Annotated in this window: 19 protein-coding genes and 1 pseudogene; 8 read left to right on the top strand and 12 right to left on the bottom strand. The window is 41.4% G+C overall.

Annotated features, from left to right (window positions below):
* Positions 1 to 185 precede the first annotated feature (185 nt).
* Complete coding sequence (locus tag V7L20_RS31715) at positions 186 to 1,127, top strand: ABC transporter substrate-binding protein (RefSeq protein WP_334747892.1); 942 nt, start codon at positions 186 to 188, stop codon at positions 1,125 to 1,127.
* Positions 1,128 to 1,464: 337 nt separating this feature from the next.
* Here the strand turns inward: V7L20_RS31715 and V7L20_RS31720 are convergent, their stop codons facing one another.
* The 4 genes from V7L20_RS31720 to V7L20_RS31735 form a co-directional block, all read right to left on the bottom strand.
* On the bottom strand, positions 1,465 to 2,433 hold the full coding sequence (locus V7L20_RS31720) for an FTR1 family iron permease (protein ID WP_334747893.1): 969 nt from the start codon (positions 2,431 to 2,433) through the stop codon (positions 1,465 to 1,467).
* A 176-nt stretch (positions 2,434 to 2,609) separates the two neighbouring features.
* Entirely contained in the window at positions 2,610 to 3,044 is a 435-nt protein-coding gene (locus tag V7L20_RS31725; RefSeq protein ID WP_334747894.1) for a ferritin-like domain-containing protein, read from the bottom strand.
* A 175-nt stretch (positions 3,045 to 3,219) separates the two neighbouring features.
* On the bottom strand, positions 3,220 to 4,257 hold the full coding sequence (locus V7L20_RS31730; protein WP_334747895.1) for a helix-hairpin-helix domain-containing protein: 1,038 nt from the start codon (positions 4,255 to 4,257) through the stop codon (positions 3,220 to 3,222).
* Between the two features lie 198 nt (positions 4,258 to 4,455).
* Entirely contained in the window at positions 4,456 to 5,478 is a 1,023-nt protein-coding gene (locus V7L20_RS31735; RefSeq protein WP_334747896.1) for a multicopper oxidase domain-containing protein, read from the bottom strand.
* Between the two features lie 311 nt (positions 5,479 to 5,789).
* On the opposite strand from V7L20_RS31735, the pseudogene V7L20_RS31740 reads away from it, so the two are divergent.
* The 5 genes and pseudogenes from V7L20_RS31740 to psb27 form a co-directional block, all read left to right on the top strand.
* Positions 5,790 to 5,918 (top strand): annotated as a pseudogene (locus tag V7L20_RS31740) (cobalamin biosynthesis protein CbiM); the annotation flags it as partial.
* 26 nt (positions 5,919 to 5,944) lie between these two features.
* Entirely contained in the window at positions 5,945 to 6,097 is a 153-nt protein-coding gene (locus V7L20_RS31745) for an energy-coupling factor ABC transporter substrate-binding protein (protein WP_334747897.1), read from the top strand.
* A 31-nt stretch (positions 6,098 to 6,128) separates the two neighbouring features.
* The gene (locus tag V7L20_RS31750; protein WP_334747898.1) at positions 6,129 to 8,075 is read left to right on the top strand and encodes an ArnT family glycosyltransferase; all 1,947 of its coding nucleotides are present in this window, start codon (positions 6,129 to 6,131) and stop codon (positions 8,073 to 8,075) included.
* Positions 8,076 to 8,131: 56 nt separating this feature from the next.
* Positions 8,132 to 9,274 carry a 7,8-didemethyl-8-hydroxy-5-deazariboflavin synthase subunit CofH gene (gene cofH, locus V7L20_RS31755; protein ID WP_442943670.1) on the top strand — a complete coding sequence of 381 codons (1,143 nt, stop codon included), beginning with the start codon at positions 8,132 to 8,134 and terminating at the stop codon, positions 9,272 to 9,274.
* Positions 9,275 to 9,458: 184 nt separating this feature from the next.
* The gene (gene psb27 / locus V7L20_RS31760; RefSeq protein WP_229454697.1) at positions 9,459 to 9,863 is read left to right on the top strand and encodes a photosystem II protein Psb27; all 405 of its coding nucleotides are present in this window, start codon (positions 9,459 to 9,461) and stop codon (positions 9,861 to 9,863) included.
* 482 nt (positions 9,864 to 10,345) lie between these two features.
* Here the strand turns inward: psb27 and polA are convergent, their stop codons facing one another.
* Positions 10,346 to 13,300 (bottom strand): DNA polymerase I, encoded by a 2,955-nt coding sequence (gene polA / locus V7L20_RS31765; protein WP_334747899.1) that lies wholly within the window; start codon positions 13,298 to 13,300, stop codon positions 10,346 to 10,348.
* Positions 13,301 to 13,441: 141 nt separating this feature from the next.
* On the opposite strand from polA, the gene V7L20_RS31770 reads away from it, so the two are divergent.
* Positions 13,442 to 14,311 (top strand): Cof-type HAD-IIB family hydrolase, encoded by an 870-nt coding sequence (locus V7L20_RS31770; RefSeq protein ID WP_334747900.1) that lies wholly within the window; start codon positions 13,442 to 13,444, stop codon positions 14,309 to 14,311.
* A gap of 226 nt (positions 14,312 to 14,537) precedes the next feature.
* Here the strand turns inward: V7L20_RS31770 and V7L20_RS31775 are convergent, their stop codons facing one another.
* Positions 14,538 to 15,269, bottom strand: coding sequence for a DALR anticodon-binding domain-containing protein (locus tag V7L20_RS31775; RefSeq protein ID WP_334747901.1), 732 nt, complete (start codon positions 15,267 to 15,269; stop codon positions 14,538 to 14,540).
* Between the two features lie 525 nt (positions 15,270 to 15,794).
* On the opposite strand from V7L20_RS31775, the gene V7L20_RS31780 reads away from it, so the two are divergent.
* On the top strand, positions 15,795 to 16,514 hold the full coding sequence (locus V7L20_RS31780) for a Crp/Fnr family transcriptional regulator (RefSeq protein WP_100901811.1): 720 nt from the start codon (positions 15,795 to 15,797) through the stop codon (positions 16,512 to 16,514).
* A 79-nt stretch (positions 16,515 to 16,593) separates the two neighbouring features.
* On the opposite strand, the gene V7L20_RS31785 is transcribed toward V7L20_RS31780, so the two are convergent.
* The 6 genes from V7L20_RS31785 to V7L20_RS31810 form a co-directional block, all read right to left on the bottom strand.
* Positions 16,594 to 17,640: a PstS family phosphate ABC transporter substrate-binding protein gene (locus V7L20_RS31785; protein WP_334747902.1), complete on the bottom strand. Its 1,047-nt coding sequence runs from the start codon at positions 17,638 to 17,640 to the stop codon at positions 16,594 to 16,596.
* A gap of 119 nt (positions 17,641 to 17,759) precedes the next feature.
* The gene (locus V7L20_RS31790) at positions 17,760 to 18,737 is read right to left on the bottom strand and encodes a hypothetical protein (RefSeq protein WP_334747903.1); all 978 of its coding nucleotides are present in this window, start codon (positions 18,735 to 18,737) and stop codon (positions 17,760 to 17,762) included.
* Positions 18,738 to 18,939: 202 nt separating this feature from the next.
* Entirely contained in the window at positions 18,940 to 20,994 is a 2,055-nt protein-coding gene (locus V7L20_RS31795) for a phospholipase C (protein WP_334747904.1), read from the bottom strand.
* Positions 20,995 to 21,175: 181 nt separating this feature from the next.
* The gene (locus V7L20_RS31800) at positions 21,176 to 21,823 is read right to left on the bottom strand and encodes a PEP-CTERM sorting domain-containing protein (RefSeq protein WP_334747905.1); all 648 of its coding nucleotides are present in this window, start codon (positions 21,821 to 21,823) and stop codon (positions 21,176 to 21,178) included.
* A 364-nt stretch (positions 21,824 to 22,187) separates the two neighbouring features.
* The gene (locus V7L20_RS31805) at positions 22,188 to 23,585 is read right to left on the bottom strand and encodes an ABC transporter substrate-binding protein (RefSeq protein WP_334747906.1); all 1,398 of its coding nucleotides are present in this window, start codon (positions 23,583 to 23,585) and stop codon (positions 22,188 to 22,190) included.
* 154 nt (positions 23,586 to 23,739) lie between these two features.
* Entirely contained in the window at positions 23,740 to 24,783 is a 1,044-nt protein-coding gene (locus V7L20_RS31810) for a PstS family phosphate ABC transporter substrate-binding protein (RefSeq protein ID WP_334747907.1), read from the bottom strand.
* Positions 24,784 to 24,789: the final 6 nt, after the last annotated feature.

Here is a 24,789-nt window from a genome sequence, read left to right on the forward strand (position 1 = left end):
CTTATTTTTTAAGACTACCAAAGGCTTGTTTGTGTTGCTGCATTTTTTGATAAAGATATAAATACATAAAGACATATAGAGCAATATAAACATCTAAATACACATCAAGCTTAGTCTGTTATTGGATAGTACCTTAGTTAGTGAAAATCTGCTTATTCCATTCTTACCCCAAAAGGAATTTTAATATGCATCGTCGTTGGCTTTTATCTGCTTTAGCATTTTTGATGAGTATGCTTTTAGCTGCTTGCACGACTGCAACTACTCAGCAGCAGCCACCAACAAAAATCACAAACTCTACTGAGACAATAAACACATATTCTCAGCAACTACCAAAAGGAGCAGTAAAAAGAGTTGTTGCTCTTTCTTCTCTTTCTGCTGACATTATCTTTCGACTCGATCAAACAAAAATTGTTGGCATCACTGGTAGTAAATTATTTAATAATGACTCAAGATTTAAGGATATTCCCCGTGTTAGTGAAGGGCAAAATCCACCAAATTTAGAAAAAGTGGTAGCACTCAAACCAGATTTAGTTATTGGTGTAGAAGGTTTTTCTAACATCCCAATTCAAAAACTTCAGCAACTAGGAATTCCTACCTTTCTTACTAAGATGAATAATAATTGGGAATCTCTAGAAGAACTTACTAAAACACTTGCTAAATCAATTGACGCTGATCCTCAGCCTTTGTTAAATCGTTACAAAACTTTCTTGCCAAAGAAGCTAAATCCGGGTTTTTCTACTCTAGTGCTGGTTAGTCGTCAACCAATTTTAACGCCGAATAAAAATAGTTGGGCAGGGGATTTACTGGCGAAATTCCAGGCGAAAAATATAGCAGCAGATTTACAAGGGAAAAGTCCAATTCCTGGCTACGTGACGCTTTCGGCTGAGAAAGTTTTAGAAGCAAATCCAGAGGTGATAATTTCGGTTAATCCACCACAAGGTAATTCGGAAGCAACGCTTTTAGATTCATTGAAAAAGGAAGCTTTTTGGCAACAACTGCAAGCAACTAAAAATAACCGAGTCTATGTGTTTGATTATTATGGTCTGGTGAATCCAGGTAGTATAGATGCAATTGAAAAGACTTGTCAGCAGCTTAAGCAAGCGTTGTTTGCAACACAGGGCACTTAGGTAGCTTAATTAAGTGAGAGAACGTCGCAGTCAATCAAGGATGTATTTATCGCAGGTGATGACAATCAACAGTATTTATAAGACTTCTGTCTGATTTATAAACAAGATTTTAAATAAAACCCTGATAAAACGAGCTTTTCAGTCTCAGGATGTTTTCAAAAATCAAATCGGAGTCCTATATTAAGGAGTATTATTTACTTAACCAATTTATTTAGATTGAGTTTGTTGTCTAAACCTAAAGTTTTTATTTTTCCTTTTCTGACACATATTTGTGCTACACGAACAGTCTGATAGATTTGTGTTTGAGTCCCAATATGTAACTCAAACACTATGGGTTTTAATCTTTTGCAGAATTAATTGGTTTTTGAGCAAAGGGAATATTCTTTCTACCTTCAGGAGCAGCACCTCCAAGGCTACGGAAATACAGTCCTCCAATGGTGAGTAAAAATGCCACATATCCCACTGCTTGCACAAGATACAGATTATCTCTATAACCAAATAAAGATTTGAGAATAATGCCAGGAAACTGTTCGTCAGGCAAGATTGTGGAAGTATTGGAAACCATTGGGCCCAAAATACAGGAGTGAACTTTTGTAAAGCGTTCGTAATAGAAACAAAGGCTTTCTGTGGCGCGACTGCTAAGGGCAAGGTTAGCCACTGCTTCGTCAAAATGTTGCAAGGCTGATACTACCAAACCAGCGACAATCAATACTAATAAAACGCCCATTACCTGGAAAAACTGGCGGATGTTAATTTTGACACCCCATTTAAATAGCAGTACTCCAACGGCAGATGCCGCCACTAAACCAGCAATAGCACCCAATGCTGGCATTAATCCCTGTTGAAAATTAGCAGCAACGAAGAGAACAGTTTCAAAGCCTTCGCGGACAACGGCAATTAAAATTAAAGTAAAAACACCCCAGCCAGCATTTGAGTTTTGTGTCAGTGCTTCTGTTACTGCTCCCTCAACTGTAGCTTTCATAAATCTGGCTTGTTTGGTCATCCAGATTAGCATCCAACTGAGCATTGCGATCGCTAAGACACTAAACACACCCTCTAGTGCTGGCTCAACTACAGTGGTGTATTGAGGATTTGCTGCTCCCAGTATTTGAATTATCGAACTGAATAGCACGCCTATTAAAGCACTAATGACAATACCAACGCCGACACCAGCATATACCCAAGAGTTGAGTCGGGATTGTTTAGCTTTTTGGAGCAACGCTAGCACAATGCCAACAACAAGGGCAGCTTCTACTCCTTCTCGGAGTGTGATTACAAAAGTAGGTAGAGCAGTACTAAAATTCATTTTTTGTCCTTTGTTTTTTGTCCTTAGTCATTAGTCAGTTGTCCTTTGAATTTGTTTTTGACTAATGACCAATGACTAATGACTAATACTTCGGCTCCCTTCGACTAGCGAGCGTGCAAGTCGCGGTTCTTGAGCGTAGTCGAAGGGCAGTACAAGTGACTAATGACTAATGACTATTAACTAAAATCGCGTAGCATCTTTTTCAGTTCGAGATTATGCATCTCTTCTTGCCCAATCATACCGCGAGCAAATTCCTCCAAATAAATGCTGGCATTGGTAACAGTTTCGAGCAGATTTTTATACAGATCCAATGCCTTTTTTTCATGGGATAAGCTTTCTTCCAAGATATCCTTGACTTTATGCTGGTAGGTTTCTTCCATTGGGGCAATTTTCAGAGAAGGATGCCCATCTAAACCGGTGAGAATTTCTCCTACTTGTTCGGCATGAAGTAAAGATTCACTTGCCTGTGCTTTGAAAAAAGCCACGATCGGAATACGGTTAGGGCCAGTCACCATCAAAGAATAATGTGTATAGCGCACTACCCCTGCTAGTTCAAATTCCATGATGGAGTTCAGCAGGTCAATGGTCTTTTTCTGGTCAAGTTCTTGCATCAGTTGTTAGTTCAAGTAACGAATTTTCATGAGTTAGGAGTTAGGAGTGAGGAGTTAGGAGTTGTAAGTTAGGAGTTCGGGATTCATAACTCATAACTCATAATTCCTAATTCATAACTCCTAACTCCTAACTATTTTAAACTCCTTACTATCTGCTTCCCATTAAAACAAAGTGTTATCGCTGTGCTTGGGTATTGGATTTATCAACCACATTTTGAGAGTTTTCTTCAATGGTTTTCACTAGCTTGGTAACATCACTAGGTGTTTTGACTGCTTTTGCTGGTGGGATGGCAGCAGGCCAAACTTTTATGAGTTCAGCGAAACTAGTATCGATCGCTTTGTGTGCTTCGGGATCTACTTGAGCTACTTGACTAGAAATTCCTTTGTATAATTCATTGGCGTAAAAGACAAAACCACGGGAGTCTTGATACTCAATTGGCGCGGTTACTTTTCCATTTGCGATCGCCGCGCCATATTCGGAGTTAGCTGAATCTAGTAGTTCGTTAATTACCTGTAGCGCAAATCCTGGTTTTGAGCGTTGAGCTGCTGGCAAAGCTGCGATCGCTGTGTCAACTGCTTCCATTGAAGAAGTAAAATTAGTTGTAACTTTGCTATCTTTCGGGCTAGATTTCACTAAATCTTGCAAACTTACTAAAGTTGTCTTAAATTCTTTGACTTTTCGTTCATTCAATTGATCTTCTACATCAACGTAAATCTCTTCAACTGGATGTCCAATATGAGGTTCTGCTTGTTTTGGCTGATTCTGGTCCAGCAGTTCTTGTGCTACCAAAAGATGCCCTTTCATTAAGCCTAATTTAGACATATAATCAACATCTTTTGCCTCACCTGTGAGTACAACTTCTTGAACACCAACTTGGTCTTTAATTTGGTCGAATTGTTCTTGAGTAATTACTTTTTTAGTAACTAAATCTTGTGGGCTACCGTAAGGACGATTTGCCTGGATTTTGTTGGATAATGCCGGAACCCCTAGTTTGGCTTCAAATTTATCCAATTCTGATAATATAGCAGTGTTGATGTTAATTTTTTCTTTGCCACCGTGACCACTATGACTGTTATCACTTACTGCCTCTGTAGCTTGAGGGCTAGTAACTGGTGCTGAGGGATTTTCTGCGGTTGGTGTACTGCTACAGGAACTTAAGGTAACTATTGCCGCAGCTGCCACTGTTAAACAGATATAGCGAAATTTTATCATTTCTGTTCCTCGCACAATTTAAAAGGTATTGGTTCAAATGCTTCAAACTATTACCCAAAGGTAGTTCGTTTGACAAATTGTCATAGATTTTACTTTCTCATATAATGATATTTTTTATCAACTATTTGATTTAAAATTTTATTAATTACCAATTAAGTACCTTGTACTTAGCCTGAATAGAAATTACTATTTACTTTGTCATGAATTGTTAACAGTCTTTTGATTGCTCTGGGCAAGTACTTCAAATTCACCCATGCAACCGTTTTCTGCGATCGCATCCTGATGGGGATGGAACATATACTTACCTGGGTAGCGAAAAGCAAATTCTAAAATGTGCCTTTCTGCGATGCCCATCGTAATCACATCTGTTTTCTCACTCTTCTTCATACTCATGCCATAGCGATAGACATCAAAGAAGTTGGCGTGGAGATGAAACGTTACTGCCGGATCGTATTCAATGATGTTGAGAATATACAGCCGAATCAACTGATCTTGGTAAATTTGAATCGGATGATGCATGTAATAATGGGGCAGACCGTTAAAGGCGTAATAATCGTTATGGCTATCATCATTCACATCATATCCACCCATCACTAATACCATCTCATCAGCTGGGGGACGGGGAGTAGGTGGATCGATGATGAACATCCCATATAGTCCCTTAGCGATGTGACGGGTAACTGGTTCAATATGGCAGTGGTATAAGTGAACGCCATAAGGTTCAGCATCAAATTCGTAAATTGTGGCACTACCATTCCTGACTGGGCGAACACCATCCATTTCTGCCGGATGAACGCCATGAAAATGCAAAGAGTGAGAATGTCCCGCCTTGTTAAGAAATAGTACCCGAATGCGATCGCCCTGTTTTGCCCGTAGCGTTGGCCCCGGTATGCGACCGTTTAAATCCCAGATGTTGTAAGAGACAACACTATTAAGATTGATTATGGAAGTACCCGCAGTTAACTGAAATTCTCGGATAGTCCGCCCATTTTCTTGCTTTACCGTCCCATAATCAAAATCCCTTAACATCCTCATCGGGTTAGCAACGTCGTCTAGTGCTTCAATATTGAGTGGTGGCACTTTGACCATTGACTGACTTTGTAGATTTAGCATCTGCCAAAGTCCAGCTGCACCAGTCACACCAGCACCTGCTAGTCCTAGCTGCAATAATTGACGACGGCTCCAAGGTTTGGCGTTACCTAGAGCGAAGTTGTTGGGCATGAGATTTCGTTACGGTTAGCACTATATAATTGCAAAATATTTGTAATTATTATTAATATTTTAGATGAATTAGTAATTATTGTCAATAATTTTATAGTGCTTCAAAACTGCTACTGAAGTTATTAAATTTAAAGAAAGGAAAAATTTTTTCCTGAAAACTTTAGCTCAAGTTACTTAAATATTACAACATTTATACAGTGACTTCTGTATAAAAAACTCTTCGTCACTTGCGGGATGAAGTTGGAGTTTTTGGCATGGTGAATAAGGAATGGGTAAGAAACCAAAAACTCCATCCCCTAAAAGGTGGAGTTTTTATTAAATTTGTCAATATTTTTGCAATTACTCAAGTTCTTCTAGCAATTAGCGAAGGGTTGCTGACTGTGCTGATATGGTATGGAATTAGCTACAATGCTATACGCCTTAAGAATTGGAATTTTTAAAATTAATTTAACGGAACCTCAATACAATGAAACAGTCTAAAAAAGGATTGAGTAACTGGCTTTTAGTGGTAGCCGTGATCGCTTTAGCAGTTGTACACTTAATATTTGTACGTGGTGGGGGATTTACAGGTTCAGACAAGCAAGCAGAAAAAGCCATTAGAGAAGTACATTCTGGATAATAAATGAGATTCAAAGTTGGGAATATTATTTATGTTTATATTTTTGCCTATTATTTCCTTAATTACTCTTTTTTTATTAATTAATAAAAAACTTAATAATTGGCGCGATTCGCTGATATTAGCAATTACTTACTGGGGAATTTTAGTCACTGCAATCACCGAACTTTTGAGTTTTTTTAAATTAATTACTTTTGGCTGGATATTAGGAATCTGGATGTTAATATGTATAATATTAATTTATATACATTTTCGATTAAATCACCAAATACTTCCGAATCCCGAGCAAATACATTCTTCTCAAATAAATAAAGATATTAAAAGTAAACCCTTCGTAAATTTATTGTTATGTGGTATAGGTTTCGTTGTAGCGACAGTTGGATTAATTGCCATCATCGCACCACCCAATAACTGGGATTCTATGGACTATCACATGAGTCGTGTTGCTTATTGGATACAAAATCATACCATTGCTCATTATCCAACAAGTTATACTCCACAACTGTATCAAAACCCTTGGTCAGAGTTCGTGATTTTGCATTTTCAGATTTTAAGTGGTGGTGACTACTTCGCTAACTTAGTTCAATGGTTCAGTATGATTGGCTGTATTATTGGAGTGTCATTAATTGCAAAACAATTGGGAGCAGATTTACGAGGTCAAGTTTTCTCTGCGGTTGTAACTGCAACAATTCCTATGGGAATCTTGCAAGCTTCAAGCACTCAAAATGATTATGTAGTTGCATTTTGGTTAGTTTGTCTTGCTTACTACTTATTATCAACTATCCAAGCAAGAAAAAGCGATATTTGGACGAATTCATTTAATATTGGTAGTAGCACAGGATTAGCTATTTTGAGCAAGGGAACTGCTTATTTTTATGTATTTCCCTTCTTAATTTGGTTTATTTTTTACCTGATTAAACGCTTACGGTGGCAAGCATGGAAGCCTGCTTTGATAGTAGGAAGTATATCTTTGCTACTGAATATTAGTCACTACTTACGTAATTATAATTTATTTGCTTCGCCACTTGGTGAAGCGAGTGGCTATCTTAATGAAATACTCGGTGTTAATATACTAATTTCTAATATCCTGAGAAATATTGCTTTACATATAGGAACACCGATTGGTTTCTGGAATGGAAAAGCGAACAAATTAGTTCAACTTATACATGTATTCATAGGTGTAGATTATAACGATCCTCGGACAACTTTTTCCCAGACATTCTTTGTACCAGGAGGCTGGTCAACAATTGGGATAAGTGGTAATGAAAATAGTGCTGGTAATTTACTACATTTAGCGCTGATAATAATATGTATAATTATTTTTTTAACTCGAAAATCACTACGTAAAGAAAATTATATTTTTACTTATCTTCTTGCTACCGCATCTACATTTTTGATATTTTGCTACTTGCTAAAATGGCAAGCCTGGAATAGTCGTCTGCATTTACCTTTGTTTGTCCTAATGTCTCCATTTTTAGGTGTTGTATTATCTAAATTTAAACAGCAAAAAATCGCAATTATTATAGTAACATTTCTGCTAATTTCATCATTACCGTGGGTGTTTTTTAATAGGTACAGACCTATTATTGATAGCAATAATATATTCCAAACCCCCAGAATTGAGCAGTATTTTAGTAATAGACCATTCCTCAAAGGTACTTACACAGGAGCAGTTGAGTTTTTAAATTCCAAACAATGCTCAAATATTGGGCTATCAATGGGAAATGACCCTTGGGAATACCCTTTATGGGTACTTTTGCAGCAAAATAATCAAAAAGCACTTAAAATTCAACATATTAATGTAACTAATATTTCGGCAAGTTTAGAAAAAGAGGTTTATTATCAAGATTTTGAGCCTTGTGGAATTATTTCAATGGAAACTAAAAAAAGTAAACAAAAGAAATCTCAAGAAATTAATTTTAAAGATAAAACTTATATCCGCTCTTGGAATTCTCCAGAACTTGGTGTATTTATTAAGTAAAATTTGATTATTTACAAGATCCTAAAATTAAGATTTACTCAGAAGTTAAGAAAGTAATGCTGACAAAAATTACTGTTGAAAAAATTCTTGAGCGTGCCTTGATGGGATACGACTTATCTCTTGAAGAGGGAGTGATGTTGTTACAACAAACTGACCCGGAGATGATCGCAGCGATACGTGATACATCCGACACACTCCGCTATACTCAAGCAGGCGATACGGTTACATACATAATTAATCGTAATATTAACTTTACTAATATTTGTGAGCAACACTGTAGTTTTTGTGCATTCCGTCGAGATGATGGTGATGCCGATGCATACTGGTTAGATTCGGCGCAAATTTTGGAAAAAGCGACAGATGCAGTGCAACGGGGTGCGACAGAAATCTGTATGCAGGGGGGATTAAATCCACAAGCGCAGATAAATGGCAAATCTTTACCCTATTATCTCAAAATAGTGGAAACCATCAAACAAGAATTTCCTCAGATACATTTACATGCTTTTTCTCCCCAAGAAGTGGAATTTATCGCCAGACTAGACGGACTTAGGTATGCTGATGTAATTGCTGCTTTGCGCGATGCTGGTGTTGGCTCAATGCCGGGAACAGCAGCTGAAGTATTAGACGATAATGTAAGGCGGATATTGTGTCCAGAGAAGATTGACACAGCGACTTGGCTAGAAATTGTTAGCACCGCTCACAAATTAGGCTTGCATACCACCAGTACGATGTTATCTGGGCATATTGAAACCCACGAACAACAAATTGGGCATTTAGAAAAATTGCGATCGCTCCAACAAACCGCCATTGATCAAGGATATCCAGCAAGGATAACAGAGTTTATTTTATTACCCTTCGTTGGGCAAGAAGCGCCCAAACCCTTACGTCGCCGTGTCGGACGCGATCAACCAGTTTTGAGTGATGCACTGCTGCTAGGCGCTGTGGCGCGGATTTACTTAGGTAATTGGATTCCTAACCATCAGCAGAGTTGGGTAAAACTGGGGCTTGCAGGTGCAACAGAAGCCCTCGTTTGGGGTTGCAACGATATTGGCGGCACATTGATGGAGGAGCATATTACCACAATGGCAGGTGCTTTAGGCGGTACATGTATGGAAGTGGAAACTTTGCAAACTGCGATCGCTTCTTTAAGAAGACCTTACCAACAACGCAACACTCTTTATCAAAAAATTAGGAGTTAGAGAGTCAAGTCAAAGGCTTGCGGACAAGTATTTAAATTAGCTCAACAGAGTTCTGAGTTTCGAGATGAATGAATGAAGTTTTTTAACTCCTCACTCCTCACTCCTAATTCCTAACTAAATTGATTGATCCCCAAGTTACCAATCCAAGATACGATGGACGTTGATTTACGTATCCTTTTAGTTAATGAATATGAAGCGCTATTGGTCGCGTTTGCTTGCGCTGGTTTTGGTTGTATCTATCGGCTTAATGGGCTGTTCTGGCAGTCCAGATAGCTTGACTGGGGATTATCGCCAAGACACCTTAGCTGTGGTCAATATTATGAGACAAGCTCTAGATGTATCACAAGATTCATCAGACAAAGCAGCAGTTCAAGCAGAAGCGCGTCAAAAAATTAATGACTTTTCAGCTCGCTATCAGCGAGTTAACTCTGTTTCTGGTCTTGGCTCTTTTACAACCATGCGAACAGCCCTCAACTCCCTCGCTGGACACTACAGTTCTTACCCAAATCGTCCTGTACCCGAAAAACTCAAGAATCGTTTAGAGAAGGAGTTACAGCAGGTAGAAGCAGCATTGAAGCGTGGCGGTTAACTATTAACTATTGCCTACTCTATCATCAAGAGTCAATAGTCAATACTTTTGGCTCTTGATTACTTTGTCAAATTAATATATAATTTTAAACTTTCAAATAAACTGATTGGCATTTTTCTATTTAAAAGGCTTGTCAGGATAATTTGTAAGAGATAGGACTTACGCAAAATATCTCTCAAACTCTAATTTCTCTGTGTCGCGCCAGTTGCTACTCTACGGGAACGCTAAGAGCGAACAAGTCTCTTAACCGCAAGGGCGCACAGAGGCCAGTGCGCCCTTGCGGTTCGTTATTCCGTAACTCGTGCGTAAGTTCTAAGAGAGTAATTATTACCCCACATTTAAAGGCGGGTGGTTTTGAATAATGAATAAATTTATTTTTTGATTAATAAATTAATTTGCTCTGTACCCTGAATGAATTAATTACGAATTACGTTAGCGAAGCGGGGCGCAGCCCATTACGAATTATTTGGTCAAAGTTCAACTTACTTTGTCTCCATCCAATTTTCACCAACACGCGCATCTACCAGCAACGGCACACTCAATTGGACTGCATTTTCCATCACCAACTTAATTTGTGGCTGTAATTCTTCCCATTCATCAGGGGGAATTTCAAACACTAATTCATCGTGAACTTGCAACAACAAACGCGCCTGATAGTCCTTCAAAACCTCATGCAATCTCACCATCGCAATTTTGATAATATCAGCGTTGGAACCTTGAATTGGTGCATTAGCAGCAGAGCGTAGTAAACCTGCATCATAAGCACCCAAATTCTTCAATTTACTCAGATCAATATCTTTTGGGTTACTGCCTTTTAATTTGCGTAAACTGTTATTAGTAAAGTCAAAATAACGACGACGACCGAGGATAGTTTCTACATAACCAAGAGATATCGCTTCTTTTTTGACTCCCTCTAAATATGCAAATACTTTCGGATATCGTTCATTAAACCGCTTAATGAACTCGTTGGCAATGGTTTTATCTATCCCAGTTGAGCGCGAAAACCTTAGAGAACCCATTCCATAAATCACGCCAAAATTGATAGTTTTTGCTATCCCTCGTTCTTCTGAGGTTATATTTTCTTTTTCAAACACTAATCGCGCCGTCACAGTGTGAACATCTTCATTTTGCTGATATGCTTGTACTAATATCGGCTCTTGACTCAAATGAGCCAAAATTCGCAATTCAATTTGTGAGTAATCAGCAGCCACCATTAACCAGCCAGGTTCTGGCAAAAATGCCTTACGAATTTGGCGACTAAAAGCTGTACGAATGGGGATATTTTGTAAATTTGGATTAGAAGAAGATAGCCTACCAGTTGATGTTGCTGTTTGGTTAAAATCAGTATGCACTCGCTGTGTATCTGGACGCACCAATGCAGGCAATGCATCAACATAAGTAGACTTTAATTTAGATAGAGTACGATACTCAATGATCGCCTCAACAAATCCACTTTTATCATCTTCTTGAAGTCTTTCCAGTGTCGCTGCATCTGTAGAGAAGCCTGTTTGAATTTTACGAGAATGTCTAGTACTTAACCCCAACTTTTCAAACAAAATTTGGCTCAACTGTTTAGGAGAACCTAAGTTAAAATTTTCCCCAGCTATTTTAGTTGCTTCCTCTTTTAACCTGGCTAGCTCAGTTTCTAAATGCTCTGAAAGTTTTTGTAAATAAGCTGAATTAATGCGGACACCTGTGTATTCCATTTCGGCTAAAACCGCTTCTAGTGGCTGTTCGACTTCCACTAACAGCTTAGACAAAGTTGGAATTTTATCCAGTTCTTCACGCAATTTCGGCACTAAGCCAAAGGTAGAATAAGCATCCATACCGCAGTAATCTGCTACGGCAGGAATATCTATATCAGCGATGGTTTTACCTTTAGGAACTAAATCCAAATAACTTTTTGCTATTAATCCCAAATATCGCTGCGATAAATCCATCAAATTATGACTTGAATCAGGATTTAGAATGTAACTTGCCAGCATGGGATCAAACACTACTCCCGCCAAATTAATTCTTTGACACTTTAAAACTAAGCGGTCAAATTTTCCATTCTGTAACGCTTTGGGATAATCGGCACTTTCGAGAATTGGGCGTAATGCTTTTAGCACCAAATCTTTATGTAAATTTTCCCCAGTTTTATGTCCCACAGGAATATAGGCTACTTCATCTGGTTGCATTCCCCAACAGCAACCAATTCCTACTAACTCAGCATCTCTCGGTTCTAAAGCTGTAGTTTCAGTGTCCCAAGCAACGGGTGTTTCTGGTTTAGTGAATTTTTGCAAAAGTTTCACTAACTCAGTTAATTTTGCTTCAGTATTGATGATGCGTGGTGTAATTGAGGAAGTAGATTGTTGTGTAACTGCTGCTGTATCACTAGCACTGAAAAACCACAAATCATTATCTTCATCAGTGCTGAATCCTGAGTTAGTAAAATTGAGATTATTTTCGTCTGTTTTAGCTTCTTGGCTTTCTTCGACTTTGCCTTCAACTTTGCCACCAAAACGTTGTTGAAGGTCGTTGATTTTGCCTAAAAAAGACTTGAATTCTAACTTTTCTAAAATTGGTGTTAAAACGCTTGTATCAAAACCTTTTAATTTGCAATTTTCTAAATCAAATTTTATAGGAACATCTAAAACTATGGTTGCTAAATAGCGAGACCTATCGGCATCTTCTTTACCCGTTGCCAGTTTTTTCTGAGTTGCGCCTTTAATTTCATCTAACGCAGTATAAATATTATCAAGAGAACCATAGTTATTTAGCAGCTGCACTGCTGTCTTTTCACCAATTCCCTTGACCCCAGGAATATTATCTGATTTGTCACCACAAAGAGCTTTGAAATCAACAATTTGTGAAGGTAAAATTCCCATTTTTTCTTTGACTTGTTCTGCTTCAAATTCCGTGATGCTATTTGTAGAGCGTTTTAGGGCATCTGGACTAAAATTCAGAACAGTGATTTCTTTGTCAGAGTCGATTAGTTGAAATAAATCGCGATCGCCAGTAAGAATCTTCACCCTATACCTAGCAGCAGTGACTCTTTGTGCTAAGGTTCCCAAAACATCATCTGCCTCGTAACCAGGGGCAGTGAAAATTGGTAGATTAAAGCCATTGAGCAATTCATGCAGGTTTGCTAAGTCGGGAATAAAGTCTTCTGGCGTTTCTTTGCGATCGGCTTTATAAGTATCGTCAGCTTCATGGCGAAAAGTCGCCTCACCTAAATCAAAAGCGATCGCCATTGCTTGGGGCTGTTGTGTTGCCATTACCTCCAGCAGGCACTTGACAAAACCAAAACATATACTGGTAGGAATGCCCGTTTTGGTACGTAGCCCTCCATCTCGCCCTTTGGCGAAAGCAAAGTATGAACGATAGGCCAGCGAGTGTCCATCTACGAGGATGAACGTGGGGCGTGTTGCGGTTGTAGAAGTGATTTCAGACATAGCCCTATTTTAGCCAGAAGCTTCGTTACTGCGATCGCAATTCAGTAAACTCAGATTCAGAACGCTATTCTCAATCCAAAATCCAAAATCTAAAATCCAAAATGGTATAACCTCTTACTGGAACTTAAAATTTAGGACATTATGCAGAAAGCATCTGCTACACATTTGGCATTTACTGATAATCAGGCTGCTGCAAAAGATATTAAACTACTAGTTTTGGATATAGATGGCACGATCGCTGGACACTCTAACACCATCAACGAACCTGTAAAGCAAGCTATTGTTGCAGCGCAAGCACGAGGAATTCGAGTAGCGATTGCTACAGGTAGGATGTATCGTTCAGCCTTGCGCTTTCACCAAGATATCAGCTCTACCCTACCATTAATGGCCTATCAAGGAGCCTGGATTCAAGATCCGCTCACTCAAAAAATTCATCGCCATTGGACTGTTTCCAGGGAAATCGCCCACAAGTTACTCGACTATTTTGAACGGCCTGAGTTGCGATCGCTCCTATCTGTCCACTTCTACATCAACGATCAACTATACGTCCGTGAGTTAACTAGAGAAACCCAAATTTATGCAGAACGTTCTGATATTACCCCGATTGCCGTGGGTGATTTGCGTCAAGTCTTAACCAATGAACCAACAAAAATTCTTGCTTTGTGTGATGACACCGATGTAATCGATCACCTATTGGGGAATTTGCGCCGCCAATACACACCTGCTGAACTTTATTTGACAACATCTGTTGCTACTTTCTTTGAAGCAACTAATGCCTCTGTGAATAAGGGAACTGCTGTGCGTTACCTAGCCGAAGAATTACTGGGATTACAGATAGCCAATGTCATGGCCATTGGCGATAACTTCAATGATGTGGAAATGCTAGAGTATGTTGGACTTGGCGTAGCTATGGGCAACGCACCAGCAAGAGTGCAAGCGATCGCGCAGTGGGTAGCTCCCAGCGTTGAGCAAGATGGAGCAGCAGTAGCAATTGAAAAGTTTTTGCTGTAATCACGGTACTTTTTCAAACCTAACCCAATATAAATCAGAAAGGACACCGACGACTGGCCGTGTTTCGTCTCGGTGTCCTAGCTGGTTCGCTCCTCACACACCTGTTAATTTAGCTGAGGTGATGCATTGAGTCAATAGATATATAAAAGTTTTTATTGAAAGCGACGGGAAACTCCATCCCCTAGTGGGTGGAGTTTTTTATTTTTGCCTAAGCCACATTACCGATTTATAACTCCAAGGGCGCAAAAACACCTAAGTTTTCCTCTAGCACAAATCTTAATACTGACTGAGTAGCCATAAGCAATCCGAGTCTGGCTTGGGCTAACTCTGGTGAGGTAATTTTCACCTCACCCCAAATCCGGCAATTACACCAAAACTTTTCAAAAGCTTGGCTCAAACTCAGCGCTACTTTTTCCCATTTCACAGAACCCTTAACATCAGGGGAATCTATGTTGTCTACCACTTGTATTAACTCACCAATTAGACGACGCTCGTCTGGGTGATTAAGCCGCAATATTCCGTCACAATTAAGCCAAGGTAAAGGATTAGGAGAGATAATACTCCAAAAAGCTGGACTAGTATTTGGAACTGGTTCTTTAAGTTTAATCAATCCCTCTCGATGAGCCAGAAGCACTAGCGAACAACAGCGTGCATGGGCATATTGAACTGCAAACAAATTGGGTATTGGGCATTGGGCATTGGGCACTTGTACTGAGCTTGTCCTGAGCGTAGCCGAAGGGCGTAGTCGAAGTATGGGGCATTGGTTATTCGCCTTGTCTTCATCCTTCCCTGCCTCCCCTACTTCCCCCAAACTCCCAAATACCAGGTTTTGTAACCAAGCCGCTAAGGTTAAGTGAGTTAATTCAAAATGTATTAAACCAGGAGGAACTATTTGGATGCTAAAAACGCCCCCACAGATCCCTGATATATCTGAGGCGATCACACTAGCAAGTTCCATCGCTTTTCGATTCTGAGATTTTGATAGTCGCAGAGACACACTTGAGGTGTATATAATTATATCATTATCTCTACCTTTATATAGATGAATTTTTTCATTTTTTATGCATATATATTCTTTTTCATAAGTATTAATGCTTATAACTTTTATCAAATAACTGTTTATTAACTGTTTGATTGACGTATATTTGCTAACTTGTAATTTATAAGGCACGTAGTATTACTTGATTTTTTATGTAAAATATATTTGTTACTTTTCTGTCATCTATCTTGCGGTATAAATTTAATTTAGATAAAGAAAAATGAGAAGAGGATAAAATTTGATGAATAATCGATGAATAGTAAGTAACCTTTACTACCATCATTGTACAGTAGGAAGTATAACAAAAGAGTAGAGAGTAATTTGCTTTCTATTCTTTGTATTGGCTGGCGCTGTTAGGCGTTAAGCCTGCCTTGCCAACACAAAGACACTCCTTGCACCCTTTTTTTTACGTCTTTGTCTTCAGCCGAACGCTCTTTGTTACCTATGCAATCTCCATCCTCCTTTTCTGAGGCATCACGGCCTTTTTTAACTTGGCAACGCATTCTTGACTGGGCTCAAGAACACTACCGCTGCCGTACCTTTAGCAAAGATGAGCGCATTCCAGCCCGGCCTGGATTGCTATATTTGGTGCAAAGGGGTGCGATCCGTATGGTAGGAACCGCCCAGGTTAGTGCGACTGCTAGCCAGCTAACGTCTCGACGAATTAACAGAACTCCAGAAGAAGCGTTCTTGGGTTTTGTGGGAGCGGGACAGCCATTTGAAATTGTTGCCCAATCACCATTCACACTCCAGTCCTACGCTCATGTTGACCAAACTGCGGTGTTGTGGATGTACTGGCATGACTTAGACAACTGGCCTCACTTCCGTCGTGAAGTTATGGATGCCTTTAGGTATCAGCACCAGCGTAAGCTACTGTGGCTGAGTGCCTTGGGACAACGCCGCACGATTGACCGACTCTTAGGATTTCTCACATTGTTAATTGAGGAATATGGAGAGCCAGCAATGAGCGACACTGATCCTGATGTGATTCGCGGCTATTGTCTGCCCTTCCCCCTTACCCATGCCCAAATTGGGAGCGCGATTGGTTCCACTCGTGTTACCGTCACCCGTTTAATGGGTAAGCTGCGTCAACGTGGTCTAATTTTGACTCAAGGCGATAATCTCATTTGCTTGCCAGCAGAGTCGATTAATAGAGCTGGTTAAAGCACAGTTCAGAGCGGCGATTTTTGCCACTCTGTCTTGAGTGCGATGGGCTACGCCCCGCCGGAGACGATCGCAAGAGTCAGCGAATTTTGACAAACCCAGCTTGGCTAATCAGTTCCTGTCCCTGTTCAGTCAGCAGTAAGTTGGCGTAAGCGACACCTGCTTGCTGCTCAGTCTGACCATTCTGTTTGACCACCACAAACAGATTGCGGGTAATCGGGTATTTTCCTGATTGGAAAGCCTCAATGTTCAATTTGTTTCGTTTACCAGGACATTCGGACGGGAGGACAGATGGTTCTTGGTATGGAGAAATGTATTGCCCTTGCGTCCGCCCCAACGGCAAGGCTTTGATTGAGCATTGAGGAATTACCTCTGGGGCAGAAGCGTAGTAGATGCTACCAGGGCTGCCAGCCAATTTTTGCAAGGCTTGGGTGGTTGTGGAAATAAATTCCACATTGGAACTGAAAGGTTGACCACCCAAGATATCTTGGACAAAAAGTTCCACCGTACCGCCATCAGCAATGCGGCGAGAATAAGGCTTAATCGGAATAGTGGGGCCACCCACCTGGCTCCAATTATTGATTTTGCCTGTGTAAATTGACTTTAACTGGTCTACCGTTAGTCCTTGGATGTTAAGGTTGGGGTTAACTGCGATCGCCAAACCATCAATTGCCACAGGGATTTGTTTTAAAGTCAACCCACGCTGCTGGGCACGGTTTAATTCCTGATCTAGAACTGGTCGGGAGGACTGGGTAAAGGCTAGTTGACCGTCTATGAGAGATTGAATGCCAGTACCAGAACCAGGAGATGCATTACTGGGTTCTACATAGCGGAGCCGAAACTCTGGCCGCGCCGCTTGAATTGCTGGATCAACTATCAGCCGAATCGGTGCCCAAGATGTACTACCCCCGTAATTGAATAATCCTGTAGGAACATCCTGTATTGAAGTGAAAGTATTGCCACTAGGCTTTTCTGATGAAGCTTGAGGCGTTTTGGAGCTATCAGAATTAATTGTATTTAGGTTAACACCAGACTTTTTAGTAAACCACCAAAAACCGCCAGCTATTAGCCCTACTGTAATCAGTATTGATAGTACAAGAATAGTTGTTTCATTTTTTTGAGACATAGTAAATTCTCCCCGCTTCCATTCAATATAAGTACTTGATAGGTTCTTGCTACTTGAGATTGTATTTGGAAGACGGGTGTTTTATTCACAAATTCTGACACCTCTATACTTGGTTGAAATTAGTCAAGGAACGGACTCAGAAGAAGTCCTCCCCGGAAATAGTTCGCATTTAATCCGCGATCAAGCTTGAGTAGGGAGCCTTTCCCCAGATGGCGATTAAAGATGTCGCCGTAGTTGCCTACAGACGCAAGAACGCGGCGCTGCCACTCCTTGTCAAGACCTAAATCTGGTGCAAAGATTGGCATCGCCCCAGCACCGCCTGCATACCAGTGTGTTTCCGGCCTCTCTGCATTGATCAATGTATGTACTGTCCACGCGACGAGCGCTGACCACTGGCCATCCTCGGTTCCGGTCGCGGCGATCACCGGAAAGTTCGTCAGTGACTCTGGAAGGATGCGGCTCGATAATCGGTTTACCCCAGGGTCGAGGCGAATCTTGGCGAGGGTCGTAATCTCACCGGCAATAGCTTGGCAATTTTGCACGTTGTATGTATCGATCATCTCCCCATCTTCAGAGAACGGCCGACGGAACCAGTTTTTGTGGAGCGCACCCAAGTAAGCCGTGAGGCTGCGCTCAACCGAACTGCCAATCATGAAGCAGATACTTTTTCCGGCCAGGTCGCTGACGTGGTGTGCAGCCGAGGTGGATGCCACCATTACCGCGTTGGATTCTAGGAAGATAGTCGGACCAGGCAGCAGCTTACCAGCCAATTTCTGCTCCTCAATCTCCGAGCCTGTGAGGAAGTATACGTCATCCTGCTGGTTACGCACCGCATCGAAGTCTTTCGGTGTCTCATACTCATGATATTCGATGCGGTCAGAAGATCCCAGCACGGCGGCGGCGATCGCACGGCAAATATCGACGTTTAGACCACTCCAGCCACCTGGATCGGCTGAAGTTGCTAGACCCGTCCGCTCTACGCTGCCACAGCGAACCACATTGCGTTCCTTGACACGTTTAATGACAGAACCCGCCTGAGCATCGGAAATTGAGCAACAGACACTAAACAGAGTCAGGAAGACTAACACGAAGCGCATGAATTATCCTCAGCGAATGTTGAAAAATGGGGACTGGGGACAGTTATCAGTTATCAGTTTTGATAACTGGGTTTAAGTCCCCCAATATATGATGGGCGAAAACTTCCAACTGAAAATTAATCACTATGTCGCCGATTAGTGAACGGTATAAAACCTACGCCCTCTACATCTGATAACTGATAACTGTTGACTGTTTACTGATTTAAGGGTTAGCGGCTGGATAAGTGCTGGGTAGCGCGTTGAATCCCTTGGGGATTTTGTTAATTATCCCCTGGCGCTTGTCCTCTGGCGTGATCCCGATCGCCCGACAGCCTTTACCGCCGTAGTGCGGTAGTGTCTTCACCACATTATCTGGAATCTTCGCAAAGGAGGCTGGCAGTGGCGGTGAGACACCGAGCAGGCGCTTGGGATCGAAGCCTGAGAGCAAACTGTCGGTGATCGGCGAATTGATGTCTCTTGGACCAAGGTACTTCTGCTGGAATCCTGGCGGCCCGAACTTGTTGAACTCTGGGGAATTGCCAGCAGCGAGTGCCTGTGCTTCATCGGGCAAACTGGCAAGGGCAGGCAAACCAAAGATCGTGTTGATCGTCTCGATCACCGAGTTGTGATCGCCCTCGACGTGGGAGACGGCGTGCGTCCTGGCGTAGGGTGAGATGAGGATCAGTGGTACACGCACACCACGCGAGAGGGGCAGCCCATCAGGGCCATAAGATAAGATCCTTGGTGGTACATGGTCGTAGAAACCATCGGACTCGTCGTAGGTAATGATGATGGCACTCTGCTGCCAGATTTTTGGATTTGACGCGATCGCATTGATTGCCCTAGCCGCCATTCCCTCACTGAGTTGGCGATCGGTGTAGCCCGGATGGTCGTCATCACCTGACTTCGCAGCATTAATTGCGGCGATCTCATCTGCAGGGGTGTTGGGGTTGGTGATCGGCGGCTTCAGACCCTGTTGGTTCGTATAGCCGCCACGAATGTAGAACACGCCACTTTTAGGTAGCGAATTATTAGCTATGTCGCTAAAAAAGTCATTTAGCCCCCGAAGATTTTTGCTCACCTCCGGCGTATTGGCAATGTAGCCGAAATACTGTGCGCCGTTGTGATGGGTGACATAGGCATTGTGGGAAGCAATGCCGTTGGTATCGGTCGGTTCGAGATCGTAGCCTTCTTGATACCAGCGCCAATTGACTGGCTCAGTCTGGAGTTTGTGAATATAGGGGATATCCTGCTGGATGTCGGCTAGATCGAATAAAGGATTCCTGTTACCAGCCAAGACCGAGCGAATATCGCGCCCCTGGAAGGTGAGTGGCAGACTCGCAAAGGTCAGGTTTGAGGAGATGTTGCCATCGGCGTAGCTCTCTTTCGTGCCAGCAGGTTGTTTGTTGTCCGTCGTTGTGTCGAACTGGGAGCCATAGAAGGGCTGTGGATCGTTGACCAGGGGTACTCCCTGCGTCGTGCCAGTGTGGCTACCTACGGTGTAGGATTGGCCACTTGCACCGTGCTTGACCCATTGCGTTTCACCCCCCTGCCCCGCGATCATCGCCACTGCATTCGGGGTTGAGGGCGTGTCTTCAGTAGCAAAGATGTTGTCAAAGACCGTGAAGCGACTAGCCCACTTCCAGAAGAACGGAATGGTGTCGCAGTCGATATGCGACATGACAAGACGCGCGAACTGCTTGCCCTCAGCAATATTGGCGGCTCCACCCTTCGACGCGAACCGCGTGTACTCGTCGTAGACAAACTGATCCATTCGTGGCTTGCCGTCCACAACGTGGAGCTTAGTTGCCAGTCCAGTGTGTGAGTGATCAACGCTGTCAACGGCACTGGCGTTCTGCTCAGATCCGATTCGGAATGGCTCAACTGTGACGGTTGCACCGTCAGTATCCGTATAGGTCTGGGTGAAGCCCGGCGTTTTCTTGGGGTCACGAGGCTTTTGTCCATCTGAGTAGAGTCCGTTCACACCGGGCAATGTGCCATACTCGTTGTCGAAGGAGTGGTTTTCGTTAAAGATGACGAAGACGTACTTGATCCGCTCCTGAAGCAGCCTTGTGAGTAACTTCGGCGGTAGCTGGGGTTCCTTGCCTGGATTGTTTAAGTATCGCGCCACGTCTGGCGTTGCATCTGGCTGAGTCGTAACGGTTGATTTTGGTTGCGAAACTTGCTGTAAAGAAGAATCCTCTGCGATCGCCGGGACGATGAAGGACGGAAGTAGCAAGAGTGTTAGAGCAAAATAGAACTTCGTAAATCTTCTCAAAGCACATCTCCTTAGTAATTTCTATCTAGCTAATATTGCTATGCGTCTTTCAGAATTTATATTCATATACCGCAAGCATTTGATTGATTTAGAATAGGCATTTTGGTTACACTGTGCTTTCTTGGTTACGAAATTTAGAAAAAAGTAATACCGTTGAAGATAAGCAAAGTTGTGCTGCTATTTAAGTTTTTTGCTTTCTTTTCAGCGACAAACCGATAGTTACAATAACTACTGTTCCGGCAATGCTTTGAGGTTCAGGAACAGGCTCACTTTGAGCGAAAGTAACGGCAGTAATGCCCGAATTTTTGACATTTCCAAGGTCACTATTGTCTAAAAAATTTCCATCATTGGTGCTATCTGTACCTGTGAAGCTTTTGTCAAAATTCAGTTCAAAACTGTACAATTTATTGTTTTGCTTTGTTAATAACCCTGCGTCTGAAAAAGCAAGTATGTTCTCTTGAATGTAAGCTGTATTGCCAGCCAAATTGTTGGATAATGTTCGTAAAATAGTATTATCCTTGACTAAGTTAACTGTCCAATTTTTCAAATCTACAAAAGAACTAGAAGCAGGTAATTGATCTACATCTACTGTATAACTTCCATTAAAAGAGGCATTTGCTAAATTCACAGGTAGCCCTACTGAACCATCCTCAGATGCAGAAGCAAAATTTCCGGAAATATTAAATGTTTTCAAATTGACAGCCTGGGCATGATCTGTGTCAATAGCTGCAAGCATAGCAAAACCAAGCGCTGCGGTGGCAGTTACTTGCGATAACCTTCTCAAAGGTGTTGCACTCAGTATAAGTTTGGTCTTAGTATTTTTGCCCATAGTTTAGGTAAGTGCGCTTTTTACACACCGAAAATAATGCCAAAGTAAAAATGCTGCTATAGCTAGGCTTGAAGATATAAAGGAAAATCCCGAAGTCAAAAGTGACTGCATTGATAATTTGATCCGATTTTCACCGGATCAAATTATTCTTGATTTCCCACAACAGACAAGGTATTAAACCACTTGTCCATTAGCACTCTGGGTTTGCTAGTTACTCATACCTCACCAGTTGCTAAAAATTGCTACTTCTGTATTTTGTTGCCTGAAAATTAATTAAAAGTTAAGAAATAGCTAATAAAACTAAACTATATGAAGAAAGATAAACTAAGCTAATACACTCATGATTTCTGTCTTTCTCCGGTGATTAATGCACTGGTTCAAAGTCATAACCAGTACGGGAACGAGAACCAGGAACAATTTTTACAAGTTGGACTGGCGCATTGCGATCGCCTGATGCTAAAAACCGAATTGTACCAGAAGCGCCAGTGGCCGAAAAGTCAGAGGAAAAAAGTGCTTGTTGGACTCCAGAACGTGTAGGATTGCGTTCTAATGCCGCAATTAGAGCGACAGTGGCATCATAGCTGAGGGCACTTCGCCAACTCACGTCACCGCCCCATAACTGCCGGGATTTCTGAGCAAAATCTGACTTGGGAGCGCCATCAATATGCCAGGGAACTGCTAATACCATTCCCACAGCTTGTTCTCTGCCAATTTCTAAAGTTTTAGTGGTGTAAACATCATCTCCCGCCAGCAGAGTTAACTTTTTCTGGTTAATCTGAATTACTTGCAGCGCTTTATCCAGAGTTTCAGTGTTAGCAGCTAACATCAATACTTCTGCACCTTGCTTAGTTGCTTGTTCTACACTTTTAGCTGCACTAAAACCCACCTGAGACAAATCAAATTCGCTCAATACCTGTCCACCCTCTAGGGAAACAGATGAGACAAACTCCGACTTTAAAGACTGGCTATAGTTACTCTGAGAATTAAAGAAAACCACTGCATTTTTTTTCTGTAAAGTTTTTACCATATAGTTGGCTAAACTTCTAGCAGCCATAAAATCACTGGGAACCGTGCGAAAAACATAGTGGCTAAAGTTAGAAATTTTGACAGATGTACTGGTAGGAGAAATTGCTACAAGTTGTCCTGAAGTATAAATAGTACCTGCGGCTAAGGTGGAATCGCTAGTATTTGGCCCAACTACACCTAATACTTCTGAATTGCTGACTAGGTTAGAAGCGATTTGCTTGGCTATTTCTCGATTGTCGTCGTCGTTAGCTATCCCTACCCTCAACGGCACTCCCTTGACTCCTCCAGAGGTATTAATTTCATTTTGGGCTTGGGCGATACCACGTAAAATTTCTAAAGCAACATTGGGGTCAGTGCCGAATGGTACAGAAGCCATAATGGTATAACTTTTGGAAGAACCAATCCGGGCATTGTTCAGAAAAATTAGCGTTTCTGGATCGTTACGGTTGAGTTTTAGGGCATCTGTGAAATTAGCGATCGCTTTATCATAACTTTTAGCTGCGATCGCTTGTACTCCTTCTTTTTTGATTGGAGAAATGTCACCGAGAATCAAGGAGTTTTCACCAAAACTAATGCGGTTTTGTAAGGATGGATTACTGCCTATTTCGGGATTTTGGGTGATACTATTACCAATTTTGACCCCATTGTTAGTAAACCACCAAACACCACCGCCAACTATTCCAACTGTCAGCAGCAGGGTCAAAGCTAAAATTTTAGTTTCATTCTTTTGTGACATGAACAAATTTAAATAAAATTAAAATATTTATTATTTGTATAATTTACGTTTGGAGATAAAAAATCAACAATTCTAGATGCACGACCAATAAAAATTTCAGAGATTTTTTGTATAAGTCATAATTTGATTATTCCGCTAACTTTAACCATTTTGCTTATTTAATTTTGACAAATCCAGCCTTTTCGATCAGTTCTTGACTCTGAGGTGTCAGCAGCCAATTTGCATAAGCTTCCCCAGCTTGCTGATCTGTTTGACCATTCTGTTTAACAATTACAAATAAATTGCGAGTAATTGCATAATCTCCACTACGAAAAGCCTGACTATTCAACTGGTTACGTTTATTAGGACATTCAGATTGAGATACAAGGGGTTCTTGGTATGGAGGCACAAATTGACCGCTTGTCCGCCCTAGTGATAGAGATTTAATCATACACTGGGTTACAATCTCTGGGGCAGAAGCATAGTAAATTCCACCAGGACTTGCAGCTACTTTTCGTACTGCTTCTGTGGTCGTAGTAACGTAATTAACGTTAGTACCAAAATTATCTTTATTTAAAACATTTTCCACAAAAAAGTCCACTGTTCCCCCAGCTTCTTTGGTGCGAGAGTAGACTGTAATTGGTAAATTTTGACCACCTACCTGTTGCCAATTAGTAATTTTGCCCGTGTAGATATCTTTGAGTTGGGCGACAGTTAAACCAGGGATATTTAAATTTTGGTTAACTGCGATCGCAATTCCATCAATCGCCACTGGAATTTCTTTCAAACTAAATCCTTTTTGTTTAGCTTCGGCATTTTCTTCTGCCTTGACTGAGCGAGAAGATTGAGAAAAAGCTAGTTGGTTATCTATCAACATCCGAATCCCAGTTCCAGATCCTGGTTGACCTGAAGGAGGTTGAGTATAACGTAAAGTAAATTGAGGGCACAGACTTTCTAGTACAGAGTCTACGTCTTTACGAATGGGTGCCCAAGTTGTACTACCACCATAGTTGAATGTTCCCTCTGGAAGATTTGACACGTTACATTTATTGACAAACTGATTTGTGGGATTATCTGTATTGTTACTCCCCGAAGGTTTAGGAACAGTTCCATTTAGTTGCGCCCACCGTTCCATAAAAAACCATAAGCCAGTAAAAATTAAGCCAATGGTGATGATAGCAGCTAAGAAAAGACTAAGTGTTTCATTTTTTTGAGACATAGGTGG

The organism is Nostoc sp., assembly GCF_036916735.1.
Taxonomy (GTDB): domain Bacteria; phylum Cyanobacteriota; class Cyanobacteriia; order Cyanobacteriales; family Nostocaceae; genus Nostoc.

What these genes read in the sequence shown, in the direction of transcription:
- V7L20_RS31715 (WP_334747892.1), top strand. Translation starts at nt 186, where the DNA reads ATGCATCGTCGTTGGCTTTTATCTGCTTTAGCATTTTTGATGAGTATG.
- V7L20_RS31720 (WP_334747893.1), bottom strand. Translation starts at nt 2,433, where the DNA reads ATGAATTTTAGTACTGCTCTACCTACTTTTGTAATCACACTCCGAGAA.
- V7L20_RS31725 (WP_334747894.1), bottom strand. Translation starts at nt 3,044, where the DNA reads ATGCAAGAACTTGACCAGAAAAAGACCATTGACCTGCTGAACTCCATC.
- V7L20_RS31730 (WP_334747895.1), bottom strand. Translation starts at nt 4,257, where the DNA reads ATGATAAAATTTCGCTATATCTGTTTAACAGTGGCAGCTGCGGCAATA.
- V7L20_RS31735 (WP_334747896.1), bottom strand. Translation starts at nt 5,478, where the DNA reads ATGCCCAACAACTTCGCTCTAGGTAACGCCAAACCTTGGAGCCGTCGT.
- V7L20_RS31745 (WP_334747897.1), top strand. Translation starts at nt 5,945, where the DNA reads ATGAAACAGTCTAAAAAAGGATTGAGTAACTGGCTTTTAGTGGTAGCC.
- V7L20_RS31750 (WP_334747898.1), top strand. Translation starts at nt 6,129, where the DNA reads ATGTTTATATTTTTGCCTATTATTTCCTTAATTACTCTTTTTTTATTA.
- cofH (WP_442943670.1), top strand. Translation starts at nt 8,132, where the DNA reads ATGCTGACAAAAATTACTGTTGAAAAAATTCTTGAGCGTGCCTTGATG.
- psb27 (WP_229454697.1), top strand. Translation starts at nt 9,459, where the DNA reads ATGAATATGAAGCGCTATTGGTCGCGTTTGCTTGCGCTGGTTTTGGTT.
- polA (WP_334747899.1), bottom strand. Translation starts at nt 13,300, where the DNA reads ATGTCTGAAATCACTTCTACAACCGCAACACGCCCCACGTTCATCCTC.
- V7L20_RS31770 (WP_334747900.1), top strand. Translation starts at nt 13,442, where the DNA reads ATGCAGAAAGCATCTGCTACACATTTGGCATTTACTGATAATCAGGCT.
- V7L20_RS31775 (WP_334747901.1), bottom strand. Translation starts at nt 15,269, where the DNA reads ATGGAACTTGCTAGTGTGATCGCCTCAGATATATCAGGGATCTGTGGG.
- V7L20_RS31780 (WP_100901811.1), top strand. Translation starts at nt 15,795, where the DNA reads ATGCAATCTCCATCCTCCTTTTCTGAGGCATCACGGCCTTTTTTAACT.
- V7L20_RS31785 (WP_334747902.1), bottom strand. Translation starts at nt 17,640, where the DNA reads ATGTCTCAAAAAAATGAAACAACTATTCTTGTACTATCAATACTGATT.
- V7L20_RS31790 (WP_334747903.1), bottom strand. Translation starts at nt 18,737, where the DNA reads ATGCGCTTCGTGTTAGTCTTCCTGACTCTGTTTAGTGTCTGTTGCTCA.
- V7L20_RS31800 (WP_334747905.1), bottom strand. Translation starts at nt 21,823, where the DNA reads ATGGGCAAAAATACTAAGACCAAACTTATACTGAGTGCAACACCTTTG.
- V7L20_RS31805 (WP_334747906.1), bottom strand. Translation starts at nt 23,585, where the DNA reads ATGTCACAAAAGAATGAAACTAAAATTTTAGCTTTGACCCTGCTGCTG.
- V7L20_RS31810 (WP_334747907.1), bottom strand. Translation starts at nt 24,783, where the DNA reads ATGTCTCAAAAAAATGAAACACTTAGTCTTTTCTTAGCTGCTATCATC.